The 17,076-nt window shown below is 48.8% G+C and carries 13 protein-coding genes; all 13 read left to right on the plus strand.

Annotation, left to right across the window (positions count from 1 at the left end; genetic code table 11):
* Positions 1-265 precede the first annotated feature (265 nt).
* Entirely contained in the window at positions 266-1,114 is an 849-nt protein-coding gene (locus tag AB3Y94_RS01265; protein ID WP_367294785.1) for a CatB-related O-acetyltransferase, read from the plus strand.
* Complete coding sequence (locus AB3Y94_RS01270) at positions 1,115-1,954, plus strand: CatB-related O-acetyltransferase (protein ID WP_367294786.1); 840 nt, start codon at positions 1,115-1,117, stop codon at positions 1,952-1,954.
* A gap of 227 nt (positions 1,955-2,181) precedes the next feature.
* On the plus strand, positions 2,182-3,309 hold the full coding sequence (gene mnmA / locus AB3Y94_RS01275) for a tRNA 2-thiouridine(34) synthase MnmA (protein WP_367294787.1): 1,128 nt from the start codon (positions 2,182-2,184) through the stop codon (positions 3,307-3,309).
* 530 nt (positions 3,310-3,839) lie between these two features.
* A complete protein-coding gene (locus AB3Y94_RS01280) occupies positions 3,840-4,496 on the plus strand; it encodes a histidine phosphatase family protein (RefSeq protein ID WP_367294788.1) in 657 nt (218 codons plus the stop codon).
* A 9-nt stretch (positions 4,497-4,505) separates the two neighbouring features.
* On the plus strand, positions 4,506-5,189 hold the full coding sequence (locus AB3Y94_RS01285; protein WP_367294789.1) for a tetratricopeptide repeat protein: 684 nt from the start codon (positions 4,506-4,508) through the stop codon (positions 5,187-5,189).
* A gap of 15 nt (positions 5,190-5,204) precedes the next feature.
* Positions 5,205-7,721 carry an ATP-dependent RecD-like DNA helicase gene (locus AB3Y94_RS01290; RefSeq protein WP_367294790.1) on the plus strand — a complete coding sequence of 839 codons (2,517 nt, stop codon included), beginning with the start codon at positions 5,205-5,207 and terminating at the stop codon, positions 7,719-7,721.
* Positions 7,722-7,814: 93 nt separating this feature from the next.
* Positions 7,815-8,801, plus strand: coding sequence for a ribose-phosphate diphosphokinase (locus AB3Y94_RS01295; RefSeq protein ID WP_367294791.1), 987 nt, complete (start codon positions 7,815-7,817; stop codon positions 8,799-8,801).
* A 273-nt stretch (positions 8,802-9,074) separates the two neighbouring features.
* Positions 9,075-10,562: an amidase gene (locus AB3Y94_RS01300; protein ID WP_367294792.1), complete on the plus strand. Its 1,488-nt coding sequence runs from the start codon at positions 9,075-9,077 to the stop codon at positions 10,560-10,562.
* 12 nt (positions 10,563-10,574) lie between these two features.
* The gene (locus tag AB3Y94_RS01305) at positions 10,575-12,221 is read left to right on the plus strand and encodes a peptide ABC transporter substrate-binding protein (RefSeq protein ID WP_367294793.1); all 1,647 of its coding nucleotides are present in this window, start codon (positions 10,575-10,577) and stop codon (positions 12,219-12,221) included.
* A 295-nt stretch (positions 12,222-12,516) separates the two neighbouring features.
* A complete protein-coding gene (gene murQ / locus AB3Y94_RS01310) occupies positions 12,517-13,425 on the plus strand; it encodes an N-acetylmuramic acid 6-phosphate etherase (protein ID WP_125682598.1) in 909 nt (302 codons plus the stop codon).
* A gap of 73 nt (positions 13,426-13,498) precedes the next feature.
* The gene (locus tag AB3Y94_RS01315) at positions 13,499-14,488 is read left to right on the plus strand and encodes an aldo/keto reductase (protein ID WP_367294794.1); all 990 of its coding nucleotides are present in this window, start codon (positions 13,499-13,501) and stop codon (positions 14,486-14,488) included.
* 288 nt (positions 14,489-14,776) lie between these two features.
* Positions 14,777-15,784, plus strand: coding sequence for a ribose utilization transcriptional repressor RbsR (locus AB3Y94_RS01320; RefSeq protein WP_367294795.1), 1,008 nt, complete (start codon positions 14,777-14,779; stop codon positions 15,782-15,784).
* A 129-nt stretch (positions 15,785-15,913) separates the two neighbouring features.
* Positions 15,914-16,837 (plus strand): ribokinase, encoded by a 924-nt coding sequence (rbsK, locus tag AB3Y94_RS01325; RefSeq protein WP_367294796.1) that lies wholly within the window; start codon positions 15,914-15,916, stop codon positions 16,835-16,837.
* Positions 16,838-17,076 lie beyond the last annotated feature (239 nt).

A 17,076-nucleotide genomic window follows, 5' to 3' on the forward strand; every position in this document is an offset into this window, starting at 1 on the left:
AGGGAGAACCACTTTTTTTACAGAAAAGGCGTGAATCAAGGGCAATTCCGGCTCTTGACACTGGTGACACAGTTGGCGATGTGGGGTGACTGGTGAGCTTTTGATTAGTTGGGGAGTGACCAATGATTTGAATCATTATATCAATCGTTGACGATAATAATTAAACGCGCTAAGATAAACCTATTAACTATCAGAAGAGAAAATTGGGTGTTGATTGCAGGTCAATGTAGCTTTTAAAAATTACGTAACGACGGGGGAAATAGTCATGACCGAGATTGCAGGTGTCACTTTTTTTCAACAAAAATTGACTTACCAAGAGAATCGCCAGCGCCAACAAATCCTATATTCTAAAGCGGTAAACAAGTTATTTCGGGAACAACGCGTCTATAGCCAGATTCATTCGCAGGATTCACGGTTCAAGATTGACCAGGATAAGATTGTTGTGGGCAACCATGCCGTCATTGAACCGTATGCTGCCTTTGGTCGGGGACGAGTCCTGCATTCTATGGGGGCGTTCAGCTATTCCTGGAGCGAATTACCGGTTAACACCATCGTGGGGCGTTACTCGTCCATTGCAATTGGATCAAGTGTGATGAATGTGAATCACGCCTTGCACCACTTTACAACTTCAAGCCTGACCTTTGATCGCTTTCATCAGCCATTTGAAGATTATCTGTCGGATCATCCGGAATTAACGTTCAATACGGTGGGGCAGGATGGTATGTATCGCATTAAGCCAGTCGTGATTGGTAATGATGTGTGGATTGGAAAAGGGTGTGTGTTTGGTAATAAAGGCATTGTCGTGAACGATGGGGCAGTAGTTGCGGCCGGTTCACTGGTCACAAAAGATGTGCCGCCGTACGCAGTTGTGGGTGGCTGGCCGGCGAGAATAATCAAGTTTCGGTTTGACTTTGCTACCATTCATGAGCTGATGAAGCTTAAGTGGTGGCAGTATGACTTCGGTCAGTTTCAAGGAATTGAAGTTAAAGAAGATATTACAGACTTCATTCAAAAAATACGGACCCTTCAGGATCAAGGCCAGCTAACGCCCTATGCACCAGCACCATTAACGTTAGGAACGATTCAGGCGGCTGCGAAGCGGGAGGTGGAGTAGATGGCAAAGGTGATTCAACACAATACGTTTTTCCAGAAGGAAATCAGTCTTCAGTCGCTGCCTCGGGCAATCGTACTGCCATTTCAGACCGAAGTAGCTGAATGCTTACACCAATCGCACGTCTATACCCGCTTTAATTCAGCAGATCAACGTTTCAGCCTAGATGTCGATCGCATCAGAGTGGGGCAGAACGTGGCAATCGAACCTTTTACGACCTTTGGTTCGGGGAACCACTTTTTCACCATGGGCGCATTTAGTTACTCCTGGAGCCAGTTGCCAGTGAACACTCTGGTAGGACGCTACACATCCATTGGTAGCCGTGTCCGACAAATGGGACATAATCACCCGTTACAGCGGTTTACAACGTCCAGTGTGAGTTTTGACAGTCATATTCAGGCGTACCAAGACCATTTGCAAGCTGAATCAACGGACTTTCAGACGGTGGCCAACCCGGAGACAACGGTAAAACCAGTCGTCATTGGCAACGATGTGATGGTTGGGGATGACGTGGTCTTTGGCAATGGTGGTGTTGTTGTGAGCGATGGGGCGGTGGTGGCAGCCGGTAGTCTGGTAACCCACGATGTCCCACCGTACGCAGTCGTGGCAGGCTGGCCAGCTCGTGTGATCAAATACCGATTTAACTTTAAGACGATTGATAAGCTGCTGGACTTGCGCTGGTGGCAGTATGATTTTGCAAGGTTCACAGGGGTTCAGGCGGATGGTCCTATCAGTGAATTTATCGATCAGATAGAAACGTTGGTATCTCAGGCAGTTCTGACCACCTATGCTCCCCAACCGTTGACCACGGCAATGTTGCAGGGGGCCTTGCGTGAATCGTGAAATAAATTGGTGACAGGAGAAATTGCGTAGTCGAGCGAGAGACTACGTTTTTTTCGTGTCAGTAGTGGGCAGATTACCCACCAAGGCGTTTTCATAGTTAACAGAATGGTGAAAGGATACGCCAGGCTTGCAAAACGGCTGGAGAATGGGTAAACTAGGTCATACTGGATTTATGCGACCTTCAAATCGTAGATTCTCCAGAATCTGATAGAAATGATGGTGATACCATGCAAGACAACAGTCACACTCGCGTTGTCGTTGGTATGAGTGGCGGGGTCGATTCCTCCGTCGTAGCTTTGCGGTTAAAGCAGCAGGGATACGATGTAATCGGCGTCTTCATGAAGAATTGGGACGATACAGACGAGAACGGTGTTTGTACCGCCACTGAAGACTACAAGGACGTAGCCAAGGTTGCCTCAGAAATCGGCATTCCTTACTACTCCGTCAACTTTGAAAAGGAGTACTGGGACCGCGTGTTCACGTACTTTTTGGATGAGTACAAGAAGGGGCGGACGCCTAACCCTGACGTAATCTGCAATAAGGAGATTAAGTTCAAGGCCTTTTTGGATTACGCTTTAGAATTAGGAGCAGACTACATCGCTACTGGTCACTACGCGCAGTTGACGCGCGATGAGAATGGCGACGCACACTTGATGCGGGCCGTTGACCAGAACAAGGACCAGACCTACTTCCTGAGTCAGCTCTCTACTGAGCAGCTCGACCGGGTCATGTTCCCAATTGGTGATTTGGTTAAGCCCCAGGTGCGTGAGATTGCGAAGGAAGCTGGATTGGCAACTGCTGATAAGAAGGATTCGATGGGAATCTGCTTTATCGGTGAAAAGGGCCACTTCAAGGATTTCTTGAACACTTACTTACCTGCCAAGGCTGGTAAAATGATGACGGTCGACGGTGAGGTCAAGGGTGACCACGCCGGCTTGATGTACTACACGATCGGTCAGCGTCGCGGCTTAGGGATTGGTGGCGATGGTGAAGACAACGAGCCTTGGTTCGTTATCGGTAAGGACCTGACGAAGAACATTCTGTACGTGGGCAAGGGTTACCACAATCCGCATCTGTATGCCACGCACTTATCGGCCTCTGATATTCACTGGGTCAACACGATTGATCGTGGTTCGGAGTTCCACTGTACGGCCAAGTTCCGGTACCGTCAAAAGGATACCGGTGTGACCGTTCGTTTGAGTGAAGATGGTCAGCAAGTCACCGTTGAATTCGATGATCCAGCCCGGGCAATTACGCCAGGACAGGCCGTTGTCTTCTACAACGGCGACGAGTGTTTAGGAAGTGCCATCATTGACGCCGCCTACAACAAAGATCGTGAGTTACAGCTAATCTAGTTTGTTGTTTTACTGTCCGCAATTGCTGTTTCCGGTCGGCAAAAATGGCGTCTGTTGTGGGGACCGGAGCAAGCCATAGTGCGGTCTTGCTCCTCGACTGGGAGCCTCAGAAGTTCACTGAGTCTTCCAGCTCGTCCCATGGCCTAAGCTTGGGATAATTCGCCCAAGCTAACGCCATCGACACAACCGACACCATCTTTGCCAACCTCCAGCTACGAAGCTGAATTGAAGCTCAGTTAATCTGGTTCATTGGTCAGCCATGTAGTGTTGAGGGTGTCATTGAAAAATGGGAGCAGGGTTGTATCACTTTTCTTGGTGGTGCAAGCGTTCAGCCAACAGCCATAACCAAAATATTAACAAGTCCCACCGAGCCGGTTTGACCGGTTTGGTGGGATTTTTTTCGGTATAATGGGGGTAGACGGCAGTTCACGGGAATTATTCCCGTTTTTCTGAAGGAGTTTCTTTGAAAACTCATGAAAAACTGGCATAATATAGGTTATGTGATTAGACGGAAAGGACGGCAATAATCAGTGAAATTATACTTTATTCGCCATGGTAAGACGCAGTGGAATTTGGAGGGACGGTTTCAGGGAGCTGGCGGTGATTCACCGCTACTAACTGAAAGCTACCAGCAAATGGTCCAAGTTGGTCGGTATCTGAAGGGAATTCCTTTTCAGCATGCGTATTCAAGTCCCATCAAACGGGCACGAATCACAGCGCAGCACGTGGTTAGGGAACTGCATCAACACGTTCCATTGACACTGATGAGTCGCCTAGAAGAGTTTCATTTAGGCAAGCTAGAGGGGATGGCCTTCGATGATGTGAAGACCAAATATCCCGCTGAGCTGGATGGTTTTCGGAATCATCCCGATCAGTACGACACCAGTCAGGTTGGCGGGGAGAACTTTACTGAGGTCATTGACCGCATGACTCCCGGTATTCAGGCTATCGTGGCGGCCAATCCCAACCCTAGCGACAACGTCCTGGTGTTCAGCCACGGTGCGGCCCTTAACGCTGAGATTAACGCATTGCTTGGTACACCGCTAGCTGACCTGCGGAAACGTGGTGGCTTACGGAATACTAGTGTGACGGTGCTTGAGACCAGTGATGGGCAGAACTTCGAGCTGATTGACTGGAACAATACCAGCTTTTTGACAGCAACGGCCAAGCCGACCGATACGATTTAGAGGTTAAAAATGACTGAAAAACAAACAAGTGAAAGAGCAGCTAGCAAAAAACACTCAGAACAATTGGTACACAAATTGGTTCAGCAAATTGACCGTAATCCGGGGGATGCCGATGCGTATTATGAATTGGCGACCGCATTGGTCGACCTGAATTCATTTGCTCAGGCGGAAGAGCTATTGATGAAGTCACTCGGCCTGTTTGGCGCCCAACCGGCAACGGTAGAAAAAATTCACTACGGGCTCGGTAACGTTTACTACGCTGCTCAGGATTATACCAAAGCTATTCAACAGTTTGACCAGTTAGGCCCGAAATGGAAGGGTGCCGGTTACCTAATGTTGGCACAAAGCTACATGGCGAATGGTGATCACAAGCGTGCACTTGCCTTTGCATTGACAGCGTTGACGAGTCAGCCCCAAGATGGGGCCACACTGCAGGTCGTTGCAGAAAACCTCCTGGCAGTGGGCGATTTTGCACAAGCGGCGAAGTATTATGATCAGGTGTTGATGTTGGACGATCAGAACGGCCGAGCGACGTTTGATCGTGGCTTGGTAGCGATGGTGCAAGGCACACACTATGCTGATTACTTTAAGCGAGCAGAACAATTAGATCCACAGTATTTTCAACAGGGGCAGAAGCGCCTTGCCGAGATTGAAAAGTTCATTCAAACTCAGGGTGGTCACGACGCAAAGTAAGGAGGAGACGAACGGATGGCAACCGAATCACTAGATTTATTTGCAGGCGAGAGCACGACGAAAGCCGATTACGTGGTTGGGACCGTCAGTGCGGTCTTCTTTGCGAGTCAGGACAGTTTTTATAAGGTCATGCTGGTCAAGGTGTCAGAGACCAGTTTGGACTGGCACGAGGATGAAATCGTTGTGACCGGGAACTTTGCGGATATCAAGGATGACGTGACCTACCGCTTCACGGGAAAGCGGGTCGAGCACCCCAAGTACGGTGTCCAGTTTCAGGCGGACAATTATCAGAATGAAACGCCAACCTCGCGGGCCGGGGTGGTGGCTTATTTGAGCGGTGATGACTTTCCTGGGCTCGGAAAAAAGACGGCGGAAAAGATTGTAGATGCGTTGGGAACTAACGCTATCGAGGCGATTCTCAATGACAGTTCGATTCTCACGCCACTCCATTTATCACCTAAAGTTGTGGCGACCTTGGTTAGCCAGTTGCAGACCAACAATGGGATGGAGCAAATTATTATTGGTTTGAACGGTTACGGCTTTGGCAGTTCGCTGGCGGCCGCTATTTATAACCGGTATCAGGAAAAAACGTTGGATGTCATTCACGAGAATCCTTACCAGTTGGCGGAAGACATTCAGGGTGTTAGCTTCAAACGGGCCGACCAGATTGCCACCCAGTTGGGCTATGCGGCTGATCGTCCTGAACGTTTGCAGGCTGGGCTGTTACAGACGCTTGCCGACCTGTCAGTGGCTAACGGCGATACTTTTACTACGGCTAAACCGCTCCTCGGTAATTCCCTGCGACTTTTGGAGAATTCGCGTAACGTTCGATTAGACCCGCAAAAATTGGCGGACCAACTTCTTGAGCTAGCTAAGCAACAAAAAGTTGTGGGGGATGACCAGCGAATTTATCTTAAGGGCCTTTACGATGCTGAATGGCAGATTGCGGAGCACTTGCAACGGTTACTCAACGCGGATGGTGTTGGTGATAAATTCAACGACGAGGCCATTCGTAAGCAAATTCGGATCGTTGAGAAACAGGGCGACATCGTTTACGATGACTCACAGACCGCGGCGTTATCTGCGGCCGTGCGGGCTAAAATCATGCTGCTGACTGGGGGACCCGGAACTGGGAAGACCACCATTATTCGCGGCCTGGTCAACCTTTATGCCCGGCTACATGACGTTTCTTTAGATATCAATGAATATAAGGATAAGCCGTTTCCCATCTTGTTGGCGGCCCCAACTGGACGAGCGGCCAAGCGGATGAGTGAGTCAACTGGCTTACCGGCTAGTACGATTCATCGATTGCTCGGTTTGACCGGGCGGGAGGCGAATCCCGATGAGGCGGCCACCAAGGATTTGGAGGGTGGTCTGTTGATCATCGACGAAGTCTCCATGGTGGACGTCTATTTGATGAAGACGTTACTCCGGGCGGTTCCTGAGGGCATGCAAGTGATTCTGGTGGGGGATAAGGACCAGTTACCCTCGGTGGGCCCCGGTCAAGTCTTCCACGACCTGTTGGCCAGTGACCAATTGGCCAAGATTCAACTGGATACCATTTATCGCCAGGGGGATGGCTCGTCGATCATTCCCTTGGCCCATGCCATTAAGCGGGGCACCCTTCCAGATGACCTCACCAAGAATCAGCCTGATCGGTCGTTTATTCCGTGTCGGGCAAACCAGGTGGCCGATGTTATTGACCAGATTGTGGCTAAGGCCCACGCCAAGGGTTTCTCGGCCAGCGATATTCAGGTGCTGGCACCCATGTACCGTGGGGCTGCTGGCATTGATCAATTAAACGTGATTCTTCAAGAGATTTTAAACCCGAAGAAGAGTGAGCGGACCAAGGAAGTTGAGTTTCGCAATCAGCATTTTCGGATTGGCGATAAGGTTTTACACCTCGTCAATAGTCCTGAAAACAACGTGTTTAACGGTGACATTGGCACGATTACGGGAATCGACTTGGCCAGCGATAAAAATAGTAAGGTGAAGAGTGATCAGTTGACGATTGCCTTTGAACAGACGGAGGTCACGTACGCGCGAAACGATTGGATTCGGTTGACGTTGGCTTACTGCATGTCGATTCATAAGGCGCAGGGGTCAGAATTTAAATTGGTGATTCTCCCCATGGTGAGTCAGTATAACCGGATGCTTCAGCGTAATTTGCTGTACACGGCGGTGACACGGGCGGCCGATATGCTTATTTTATTAGGGGAACCGCGGGCCTTCGAAGCCTGTGTCACAAATCTGTCGGTCAACCGGAATACCACCCTGACAACCCGGATTCAGTCGGTATTGGCACCCGATGGAGCACAACCGGTCCAGCAATCAGAGGCGACACCGAGTCAACCGGACACGACTGATTCTGGTGAGGCCGTGACTGAGAAAGCCACACCCGCTGCGTCTGAGCAGGAGACACCAATGCCGCCGGATTATCGGCTGACTTCTGAGCTGATTTTGGCTGGTAAAGTGGACCCAATGATTGGGATGCAAGGCGTTACACCGCAACAATTTATGCCATCGGCTTAAATTCGGTGTCACAAGCGTTGCGTTTCTGAAAAAAGATTGCGATAATGTAGACAGTAAAAACTAAGATTGTGGTGAACCCACTGGGAGGCTGTTATGGCAGAACACGTCGAAGCTGGCAGAATGAAAGTCTTTGCGTTAAATTCTAATCGGCCGCTTGCTGAAAAGATTGCAAAGGCGGCAGGCGTTGAATTAGGTAAAGCAACAATTAAGCACTTTAGTGATGGCGAAATTCAGATCAGTATCGATGAAAGTATTCGGGGCGATGAGCTCTTCTTGATTCAATCCGTATCCGATCCCGTTAACACCAATTTGATGGAACTCTTGATCATGGTAGATGCTGCTCGGCGGGCAAGTGCTGCCAAAATCAACGTGGTTATTCCGTACTACGGTTATTCGCGGGCCGACCGTAAAGCTCGTTCGCGGGAACCGATTACAGCCAAGTTAATTGCGTCGTTGATGCAAATGGATGGGGTTAATCGGGTGATTGCCCTGGACCTTCATGCGGCACAATTACAAGGCTTCTTTGACATTCCAGTTGATCACTTACAAAGTGACCAACTGTTGACGAGTTGGTTTGAAGACAGTACGAGTTTAGCCGATGAGGATATCGTTGTCGTGGCGCCAGACCACGCCGGTGTGAGTCGGGCGCGGCGGTTAGCTGAAATTCTTGGCGCGCCAATTGCCATTATTGATAACCGGACGGACACCGAAAGTGTGGCGCATCCGGAAGCTGTGATTGGTGACGTACGCGGTAAACACTGTATCCTGGTGGATGATATCATTGATACGGCTATTCGAATTACGGTATCTGCGGATGCACTGAAGGCGGCTGGTGCAGATGACGTTTACGCCTGTGCTACCCACGCCGTTCTATCTGGCGATGCGCCAGAACGGATCGAAAAGTCCGTGTTGAAGAAGGTCGTCATTACCGATTCCATTCAACTTCCCGAAGAAAAACAGATCGACAAGTTTGTCGTGATGTCTGTGGGTGAGCTGTTTGGAAAGGCTATCGATTTGATTTACCATGAAGAACCAGTCGACTCACTGTTTCACCCGATGGTTAAGCGACAAAAACAGTAGAATTTAAGCAAGCAGTAAGGGGTTGAGGCAAAAGTCTCAACCCCTTTTTACCGTCTATTTTGCATTGCTGAGTTTTGTGTTGGCGGGGCAACAACTGGGTGGTCGGAAAAGTGGTGTTGTCTCCTGGTTTGTGCTAGTTTAGGTCTATAGGATACCGTGGAGATGTGTAACATCAAGGTGCGTTATGGTCGACAAGGCTTCCATGACGGGGGTGTTGAAACGCACGAGCTATACACATTTATTTTTACATAGAAATCTGAGGAGGTGGTCCGTTTGGGACTGAATGATTGGATTGGGACGCCCGCGTTAACGTGGGCACGACGCGTGCGTCGTGGTGAGGTTACTAGCAGGGAGTTAGTTGAAGCCGCGTTTACAGAAATTGACCGGCAGAATCCCCAGCTGAACGCGGTAATTTCTACGCGCAAGGAGCAAGCGTTGCAGGAAGCTGCCAGACAGGTTGATACGGGCCAACCCTTCTTGGGTGTTCCACTGTTATTGAAGGGATTAGGCCAACAGTTGCAGGGCCTGCCGAGTACCAGTGGTTCCCGATTGTTGAAAGCTAACGTGGCTTCACGGACCAGTTTTTTTGTTGAAGCTTTGCAACGGGCTGGTTTTATTGTGATCGGTCAGACCAATTATCCCGAATTTGGGTTTAAAAATATTACGGATTCCCAGTTGTATGGGGATGCACATAATCCTTGGAATTTAGATTATCAACCCGGCGGCTCTTCTGGTGGAGCAGCGGCAGCGGTTGCTGCTGGCTTGGTACCCATTGCGGCTGGGAGTGATGGGGGTGGCTCCATTCGGATACCAGCATCCTGGTCTGGGACGATTGGGTTAAAACCAACTCGTGGACGGGTTCCCGTAGGTCTTGATGACTGGCGGTCCTGGCAGGGGGCAGCAATTGATTTTGGACTAACACGTTCAATTAAAGATACGGCAGCTCTACTGGACAGTCTACAGGTCCTACAGCCCGCCGCGGTCTTTCAAACGCCCTTAGTGCGACCAGGCTTTACCACTCAGCTAGAACAACCCGTTCAACCTGGCTTGATTGGCTATACCACTGAATCACCGGTGGGGACACCGGTTAGTCCCGAGGCTGTTCAAGCCGTGATGTCAGCCGTTGGCTTTTTGGAGAATCAGGGATTTAATGTGGAAGAGGTACGTAACCCAGTTGATGGTGTCACGCTCATGGAAAGTTATTACACCATGAATGCTGGGGAGACCGCGGCCTTGATGAGCGAACTAGCCGCGGAGCTTGGACGGCCACTGCAGGTTGACGACATGGAGCTGCTGACCTGGGCTCTTTATCAGACGGGTCTGAAGACGACCGCCGCCGATTACAGCCTGGCACTGGGTGAATGGGATCAGGCGGCTTGGCAGATGGCTCAGCTACACGCAAGGTATCCGGTGGTGTTGACGCCAACAACGGCTTGGCCAGCACCTGAGGTGGGAGATTCACTTGTCTCATCAGAAAATACGGCTAAAATGGCCGACATTGCAGAGCTGTCTGTTGCGGCTCAGAAACAGTTGATCTATGACCAATGGTTACCAGCACTGACGCGTTCGCCTTTCACACAACAGGCCAATCTCACCGGTGAACCGGCAATTAGTCTGCCGACTGCAGTTACAGCCGACGGGTTACCACTAGGCATTCAGTTTAACGCCGCGAAGGGAGAAGAATTACGGCTTTTGAGGCTTGGCGCTTTATTTGAACGAGCAGGACGGTTAAAATGGTTACATGCAACTAAATTAGATTGAGGAGCGAATGTTTTGAAGGGAAAACAGTTAGGACTTTTAATCGGAGTGACACTATTGGTAGCCGGGGGATTGGCTGCCTGCGGCAAGTCAACGTCTTCGAATAATTCGGGGCAGTTGGCGGCTAAGCAAGACGTCAAGCTCTCGACTAAATCCGAGGTCACCACGCTGGATGTATCTAAAGCGGCGGACTCGACCAGTTTGACCCAGCTATACCACACCCAAGAGGGATTGTATCGGTTAGGTAAAAAGGAAAAATTAATTAACGCACTGGCTACGAAGACCACGGTTTCAAATGGCGGGAAGACCTACGTTTTTAATCTCCGGAAGAATAATCATTGGAACGATGGTAAGGCAGTCACTGCTCAGGATTTTGTCTATTCTTGGCGGCGGACGGTCGCCCCTAAGACGGCGGCTGAATACGCCTACCTGATGGCGGGAATTAAAAACTATAGCGCCGTTCAGAGTGGCAAAGTGGCGCCTAGTCAACTTGGCGTGAAGGCTTTGAACAAGTCGACGCTACAGGTGACTTTAAGTAAACCAGTGGCCTATTTCAAATTATTGCTGGCCTTTCCAACTTTCTTCCCACAGGAACAGAGTGTGGTGGAAAAGTATGGTAGTGATTACGGTCATTCCAGTGGCAAGACAGCTTACGATGGTCCATTTGTTATGACCAAGTGGCAAGGGACTGACCAAAGCTGGACACTGGTAAAGAATTCGCAATTTTGGGACAAAAAAGCAATTACTTTAAAGAAGCTAAATTTCCAGGTTGTGGCGGATCCATCGACTGGTTTGAACTTGTATCAAAAGAAGGAACTGGATGCCACGACTTTAGATGGAACACAGGTTGCGAACTTGAAGAATAATAGTGACATGAAGACTTTTGTTGGTGGGACAACCTATTACATGCAGATGAATCAAAAGCGGGTCAAGGCACTGAAAAACCTGAAGGTTCGTCAGGCGCTGTCACTGGCGATTGATAAAAAGCAACTGGCTAAAAGTGTGTTACGTGATGGGTCTAAGGCACCACTTGGCTTTGTATCAGAGAATTTGACACAGAATCCTAAGACTAAGGCTGATTTTGCCAAGGATGCTTACGTCAAAGATGGGGTTGTCTACAATTTGACGGCAGCCAAGAAATTAATGAAGGCTGGATTGAAGGCGTCCGGTACGAAGCAGTTGGACTTAACGTTGATGGCTGACGATACCAGTGTTACGAAGACGGTTGCCCAGTACATTCAAGCTGAATTGCAGAAGTTGCCGAACGTTAAGGTTTCTATCAATACGTTGCCGTACAAGACCCGGTTAAGTCGGTCGAATGCAGGTAACTTTGACTTAGTTATCTCTAGTTGGGGTGCTGATTTTGCTGATCCCATCAACTTCCTATCGCTGATGAGTACTGGTAATACCAATAATAATGGTGGCTTCTCCGACGCCAAGTACGATAGCGATGTTAAGAAGTCTGAGAATCAGGATGCTAACAATCCAACCGCTCGTTACCAAGACTTAGTTAGCGCTGAAAAGCGATTGATGACGCAACAGGGCCTGGTACCGCTGTATCAACCAGCTACGGTTGAAATGTGGAATCCCAAGGTCTCTGGTTATGTTTGGAATCCAGCGGGGATGAGTCGCGGGTACCAATGGATGGAACTGAAAAAGTAGTCACGTGAAGCGGCGTACAGAATGAAAATTCTGTACGCTTTTTGTATTTTAACTGAAACTCTTGTTTCTAATTGGAAAAGTAGGCTGTTTGAAAGACGGATGGGGGCAAGGCTTCAACATCGTTTCAGAAAATCTTTGCTACGGGCGAAGGTTGGTCAACTTTTGACTGGTGACCGGAGAAACTCCCGGTTGATTTTAATTGAGAATTGAAATTGTGTATGAAACATGTTATACCTAGAGTAAGACTTATGAAAGCGAATACATAAACAATTCACGGAGCTGGAGGCAGAACACTATGCAATTTGACGACTTACTAACAGAGCAACGTAATCACCGGTCGACGCACATCGATCGGGAGTCCACGTTAGAAATGGTAGCAACGATTAACCGGGAGGACCACCGGGTAGCAAGGGCGGTACAGAAGGAATTGCCTCAAATTGCGGCGGCAATTGACGCTGCCTATCCCAAGTTTGATCAGGGTGGCCGTCTGATTTATATTGGCGCTGGGACCTCTGGTCGTTTAGGAGTGATTGACGCCACGGAACTACAACCAACTTATGGGTTGACGGCTGAGCAGACCTTCGGCTTGATTGCCGGTGGTGCTGACGCGCTGACGCATACGGTGCAGTCAGCTGAAGATTCACCTGAATTAGCCCACGATGATTTAGCAGCGGTCAATTTGACGGCACAGGACGTGGTAGTGGCGAGTGCTGCTTCTGGTCAAACACCATACACACTGGCAGCACTGGACTTTGCACAAAAACAAGGTGCCTTAGGCATTGGTTTTTCCTGCATTGAAGGCAGTCCTTTGGCTGAGCTGGCAGACTACCCGATTACGCCGGTTGTCGGTCCCGAGATCATCACGGGAGCCACGCTTTTAAAGGCCGGGACCGCGGAAAAAATGGTGTTGAACATGCTGTCTACGGGCATCATGGTTAAGTCCGGTAAGGTCTATCAAAACCTGATGATCAACGTGGTACCAACCAATGGCAAGACGTTCGAACGGGCCAAGAAGATTATTGCTGAGGCCACTCAGACGTCCATGATTGCTGCAGAGCGGGCCTTAGATCGGGCGGGGAATAACGTTCCTCTGGCTATTGTCTTGATTGAAACGAAGGGAACCATTGCCGAGGCTAAGAGCTTGCTGGCAGCCACCGGTGGTCACGTGTCACAAGCAGTCAAGCTAAATGATGATCAACAGTAACCCCTTGGCTTGACTGGTCCACACCAATTCTCTATACTTTAGACTAGGTATAAGAGGAAAGGAAAGTGGCAAAATGTATCTTGCAGATGAACATCGTTATGAAAAAATGCCAATTCGGCGGGCTGGTAACACGGGTTTTCAGTTACCAGCTATTTCTTTTGGCATGTGGCATAGTTTTGGGGAGAACGCGAATTACGGTGACACCCGCGACATCATCCTCAAGGCGTTTGACGCCGGAATTTTTAGCTTTGATCTAGCGGCCAACTACGGTCCCGGTTCTTACGAAGCGGAGCGGTTATTTGGTCAAGTCTTGGAACGGGAATTGAAACCTTATCGTGATGAGTTGATCATCAGTAGTAAGGCCGGTTTTCACATGTGGCCAGGGCCTTATGGACAAATGAGTTCGCGAAAAGCCTTGACCGCTTCATTAGATCGGTCGCTTCAGGCTATGGGTTTGGACTACGTTGACATCTTTTACAGTCACCGCTTTGATCCGGAAACGGACCCAGAGGAAACGGCCGTTGCCTTGGATAATTTGGTGAAACAAGGTAAGACCTTGTACGTTGGTATCTCTAACTACACCGCCCCACAAGCTCTGGCAATGATCAAGATCTTTAAAGACCTGCATACACCATTTGTGGTCGACCAAGTTTCTTACAATATGTTGAACCAGTCCGCTGCGGACGACGGGTTATTTGACCGGTTGCGGGAAAACAATGCTGGTGCAATTGCGTATGGTCCGTTGTGTGAAGGTTTATTGACTGACAAATACTTGGACGGAATTCCTGAAGACGTTGACATTCACTGGTCTAGTGAGTATATCTTGAAACAGGGCCGTGACAAGCTCTATCAAAAGTTGGTAGGTCTGAATCAGATTGCGCAGAGTCGGGGCCAAAAGTTGTCACACATGGCGCTGGCCTGGTTGTTGCATAACCCAGTGATTACGAGCGTGATCACTGGTGCATCTAAGTCTGAACACTTGCTGGAAAATATCAAGGCGGTTCAGAACTTAGCGTTTGATCCAGAGCAATTGGCTGCAATCGATAAGATTTTAAAGGCTTAATTTAATATAGAAATATTCGGAATGGTTGTCGCAACTTGACGGCCATTTTTTGTGTTTAATTAGATTTTAAAGTAAAGCTATTTCGAGGTGTCTTGGTTTAATGGCTGTCTTTAGAGGGGGGCATACTTGCTGACCTTTTTCTCAATGTAGTTGGCTCTCGCCTTGAACGCCGGAGACGACAATTTCGGAGAATCCGGCGTATTAGATGATTAATCAAAATTGGTCACATAATTTACCCGGGCGTGGGGTATAATGGGGACAGGGTTAAAGGAAATGGTGGAGGTTGCTATGACACGTAAAGTAACGATTCGGGACCTTGCAGAAGCGGCGGGCGTCTCGGTCACGACAGTTTCACAGATTCTGAATGGCAAGGGCGAACGTTTTAGCCTGGATACGCGTCGGCGGGTCCATCAACTACAAGAAGAGATGGGGTATGTGCCTGACTTCAACGCTCGTAACTTAATCATGAAGTCGGCGCAGACCATCGGTGTGTTGGTGCCAAACTTGGGGAACCCTTTCTTCAGCATGTTCATTCGCGGTGTGCAACAGACTAGTCGGGACCGACACTTCATCCCGTTGATCTTTGGCGCCAATCACGATGAAAAATTAGAGAGCTATTACCTTCAAGAGCTGATTAAACGCGCGGTGGATGGCTTGATTATTGCGAGTGCTTCCATCACGGGTGAAGCAATTGATAACATCTTAAAGAAAAATGGCATTCCTTATCTGCTGATTGATCAGAACGGCGGCCCCAGCGTTGACCGGGTTCGAATTGATGACCAACAGGGGGGACAGCTAGCTGCGCAACATTTAGTGGCATTGGGACACCGACGGATTGCCGTGGTGATGCCCGAGCACCCCACTCAAAATTTACTGATTCGGTTGGATGGGTTTCGTAAGCAATTGGCAGAACTGGGCGTCCAACTGGCCACTACGGCCGTTGTGACGGCAGCCATGACAAAATTAGGGGGGTACCAGGCCACCTCGGCTGTCTTGGCTCAGAAACCGACAGCAGTCTTTGCCATTAATGATGAGACGGCTCTGGGCCTAATCCGCGGTTTACATGAACAGGGACTCAAGGTTCCCGAGGACATTTCAGTGCTGGGGTACGATGATATCGATTTGGATGAGTACGTCGTTCCTAAGTTGAGCACAATTCATCAGCCAGTGGTGACAATGGGTCAGCAGGCAACGACCTTGCTGATCAATCGGATTCAGGACCAACGTCAACCGGAACAACTGGTTAATTTACCGGTTGAACTCCGGAATCGTGAAAGCACGGGGCCGGTGAAATAATTTTTATTTAGTTCTTGTAAGCCTTTTCGAAACATGATACGCTAGGGTTATTCAAAACGGGTTGCCCAGTGTGTCGGCAATACGTAAAACGTTTTACAAACGATTCTGCTTAAGGAGTGAAGGTTAATTATGTCAAACAAAGTTACGGTTCTGGGAAGTCTCAACGTTGATACGACGCTACGCGTTGCACGGATGCCTCAACCGGGGGAAACACTTTCTACTGAAAACAAGACGAGTGCTGCTGGTGGAAAGGGTGCCAATCAGGCGGTTGCTGCTGCCCGTGCCGGTGCACAGACTAGTTTTATCGGGAAGGTCGGTAATGATGATGCCGGTCGTTTCATGGTTGAATCTCTGAATAACGATAACATTGACACCAGTGCCATTATCACGGACAAAACGGTGGGTACCGGTTCTGCCTTCATTCTGTTAGATGAAGCGGGTCAGAATAGTATTTTGGTATATGGTGGATCGAACCAACAGATTGAGGCAGCAGAAGTGGTTGCTCGTGAGAGTGAAATTGCCAAGGCTGATTTTCTGATTACTCAGTTTGAAACGCCACAGGCAGCGACGTTGGCTGCATTTAAGGTGGCAAAGCAGCATGATGTCACGACGATTTTAAATCCAGCCCCAGCTGCTAAGATCGACCCAGAAATTTTAAAGGTGACCGACTTAGTGGTTCCTAACGAAACTGAAAGTGCTGAGTTAACTGGCATTGAGGTAACTGACGTGGCGTCTATGGATGCGAATGCCAAGAAATTCCGTGAAATGGGTGTCAAGAACCTGATTATTACGGTTGGGAGTAAGGGTGCTTACTACGCAACTGAAAAAGAAAAGGGTTTCGTCCCAGCTTTCAAGGTCAAGGCAGTGGATACCACGGCCGCTGGTGATACGTTTATTGGTGCACTGAGCTCTCAATTATTGCCAGATTTGAGTAATATTGCTACGGCTTTAGTTTTTGCACAACGCGCAAGTTCATTGACCGTTCAAGGTTTAGGTGCTATGCCATCGATTCCTACGTTTGACCAGGTTCAAGCTGCGAGTGCTAAAGATTAGTTTCAGAAAATAACTTAACAAACGATGATCTTTCGATTAGTTTTCGGAAAGATTGTCGTTTTTTTGTGGGACGAGTGACAACCGGTTGCAATATCGATAAATCGGTATATTTTGGCATAAATAGTTTGATGACCGCAAAACCGCTATAGACCAGTCTTTTCGAAATTGGTTGCATTATAATTGCTTAATTGGTATAGTTATGAAAGTTGGTAGTTATCCATCAACCAGGTTGTACTTTG

Origin of the sequence: Levilactobacillus yonginensis, assembly GCF_964065165.1 — a bacterium.
In the GTDB taxonomy this organism is placed as follows: Bacteria; Bacillota; Bacilli; order Lactobacillales; family Lactobacillaceae; genus Levilactobacillus; species Levilactobacillus yonginensis_A.

Bases quoted from the DNA above. Each gene is read 5' to 3' on its own strand.
- AB3Y94_RS01320 (WP_367294795.1), top strand. From the start codon at position 14,777: ATGACACGTAAAGTAACGATTCGGGACCTTGCAGAAGCGGCGGGCGTC.
- AB3Y94_RS01295 (WP_367294791.1), top strand. From the start codon at position 7,815: ATGGCAGAACACGTCGAAGCTGGCAGAATGAAAGTCTTTGCGTTAAAT.
- AB3Y94_RS01315 (WP_367294794.1), top strand. From the start codon at position 13,499: ATGTATCTTGCAGATGAACATCGTTATGAAAAAATGCCAATTCGGCGG.
- mnmA (WP_367294787.1), top strand. From the start codon at position 2,182: ATGCAAGACAACAGTCACACTCGCGTTGTCGTTGGTATGAGTGGCGGG.
- AB3Y94_RS01290 (WP_367294790.1), top strand. From the start codon at position 5,205: ATGGCAACCGAATCACTAGATTTATTTGCAGGCGAGAGCACGACGAAA.
- AB3Y94_RS01265 (WP_367294785.1), top strand. From the start codon at position 266: ATGACCGAGATTGCAGGTGTCACTTTTTTTCAACAAAAATTGACTTAC.
- AB3Y94_RS01270 (WP_367294786.1), top strand. From the start codon at position 1,115: ATGGCAAAGGTGATTCAACACAATACGTTTTTCCAGAAGGAAATCAGT.
- murQ (WP_125682598.1), top strand. From the start codon at position 12,517: ATGCAATTTGACGACTTACTAACAGAGCAACGTAATCACCGGTCGACG.
- rbsK (WP_367294796.1), top strand. From the start codon at position 15,914: ATGTCAAACAAAGTTACGGTTCTGGGAAGTCTCAACGTTGATACGACG.
- AB3Y94_RS01285 (WP_367294789.1), top strand. From the start codon at position 4,506: ATGACTGAAAAACAAACAAGTGAAAGAGCAGCTAGCAAAAAACACTCA.